Raw genomic sequence first — 1,823 nt, forward strand, 5'->3', positions numbered from 1 at the left:
GAGGGCCAGGGCGACGGCGTGGTAGGCCAGCCCCGGCCGGGGCCCCGCCAGCGGCACCCGGTGCAGGGCCCCGGCGCGGCCACTACCTTCGGCGGGCAGCCCACCTGCGTGCTGCCGGTGCCGGGCCGGCCGGGCGCTTTCGTGTTCATTGCCGACCGCTACAACCCCCACAACCTGGCCGACAGCCGCTGCCTGTGGCTGCTGGTGCAGCTGGGGGGCCCCGCGCCCACCGTGGCCCGGCGCCCGCAGTGGGAATCCGTTTTTCAGAAGCCCCAATAAATAGTCGTTTTCCAGCCCCGAACCAATCGATAAAGCTGTTTGAGTTGGCTAAAAAGTCAATCGGACGGTCATGCTGATCTGGCGTCCGCGCAGTCGAAGCATGACCGATTTACTAACTCAAACAACTTCTTAGGAAATCATCCGAACGCCACGCCTATCCGCCGTTCTGACGACTCCTTAAATCGCCTCGATAATAGCAACGTGCCGGGGTTTTGAATAACTTTCCCTGGCCAACCACCTTTCGCTTAGCTTTTTTCCACATGCGCATTGCTTCCTTTTTCCGCCGCGGCGCGGATTACTGCTGGGCCTGGGGCTGCTGGCCGGGCCCGGCCAGCGCCCAGGGCCCCGCGCCAGCCATGGCCAATCCGCAGGTATTCAAGCCCAAGTACATTAAAAGCACGCTGCTGCGCGTGACGCGCTGGCAGCTGGCCCACCCCCGCCACGCGCCCACCGACTGGACAAACGGCGCCTTCTACGCGGGCGTTTTTGCGGCTTACCAAACCACGCACTCCAAGCTGATTTTGGACTCGCTGCTGGCCCTTGGGGAGCGCACGAAGTGGCAGCCGGGGCCCCGCTACGACCACGCCGACGACATCGCCATCTGCCAAACTTACCTGAACCTGTACCGCCTCAAGAAGGACCGCCGCATGTTGCAGCCGACGCTCGACGTGGTGGAGAAATTCCGCAACCAGCCGGGGCCCGAGGTGCAGAACCACGGCATTGCCTGGTGGTGGTGCGACGCGCTGTTCATGGGGCCCCCGGTGCTCGCCAAGCTGGGCGTCATTCAAAACGACCCGAGCTACTTCACCCTCACCGACACGCTCTACCGCCAAACCTACCGCCTGCTCTTCAACCACCAGGAGCACCTGTTTGCCCGCGACGCCAGCTACCTGGTGAACGCCGCCGGCGAGGGCAAAAAGGAGAGCAACGGCCAGAAAATCTTTTGGAGCCGCGGCAACGGCTGGGTGATGGGCGGCCTGGTGCAAATCCTGAGCGAGCTGCCCGCCGGCCACCCCAGCCGGCCCTTCTACACCCAGCTGTTCCAGGAAATGAGCGCCCGCCTGGTGGAGCTACAGCAGTCCGACGGCCTGTGGCGCTCCAGCCTGCTCGACCCCGCCGCCTACCCCGGCGGCGAGGCCTCCGGCTCGGGCTTCGACTGCTACGCTCTGGCCTGGGGCTTCAACCACGGCCTGCTCACGGGGCCCCAGTTCCGCCCCGCCGTTGAGAAGGCCTGGGTGGCCCTGAACGGCCTGGTATCGGCCGAAGGACGCGTGGGCTGGGTGCAGCCCATCGGGGCCGACCCACGCCGCGACTTCTCCGCCGAGAGTTGGGAAGTGTACGGCACTGGCGCCTTCCTCCTAGCTGGCTCCGAAGTGATTAAGCTGAAGTAGCGCTGTAGCGCATTGTAGTCCGCGGCTCTCGCTTCGTCCTGTCGATTACCGATGGGCGACCGTTCAAAGCCGCGGACTACAAAGTCCGCGCTACAACCTTTATCAATTCTTTATTTATGCAGCGCCGCCGTTTTGTTAGCCAGTCGGTTGCCG

At 64.3% G+C, this 1,823-nt stretch carries 1 protein-coding gene and 1 pseudogene; both read left to right on the plus strand.

From position 1 onward, the window contains the following. Positions 1-279: pseudogene (locus tag BEN49_RS28075) on the plus strand (hypothetical protein); the annotation flags it as partial. 260 nt (positions 280-539) lie between these two features. Next, positions 540-1,670 (plus strand): glycoside hydrolase family 88/105 protein, encoded by a 1,131-nt coding sequence (locus BEN49_RS14665; RefSeq protein WP_239691948.1) that lies wholly within the window; start codon positions 540-542, stop codon positions 1,668-1,670. Positions 1,671-1,823: the final 153 nt, after the last annotated feature.

Source organism: Hymenobacter coccineus (genome assembly GCF_001816125.1).
Classification (GTDB): Bacteria; Bacteroidota; Bacteroidia; order Cytophagales; family Hymenobacteraceae; genus Hymenobacter; species Hymenobacter coccineus.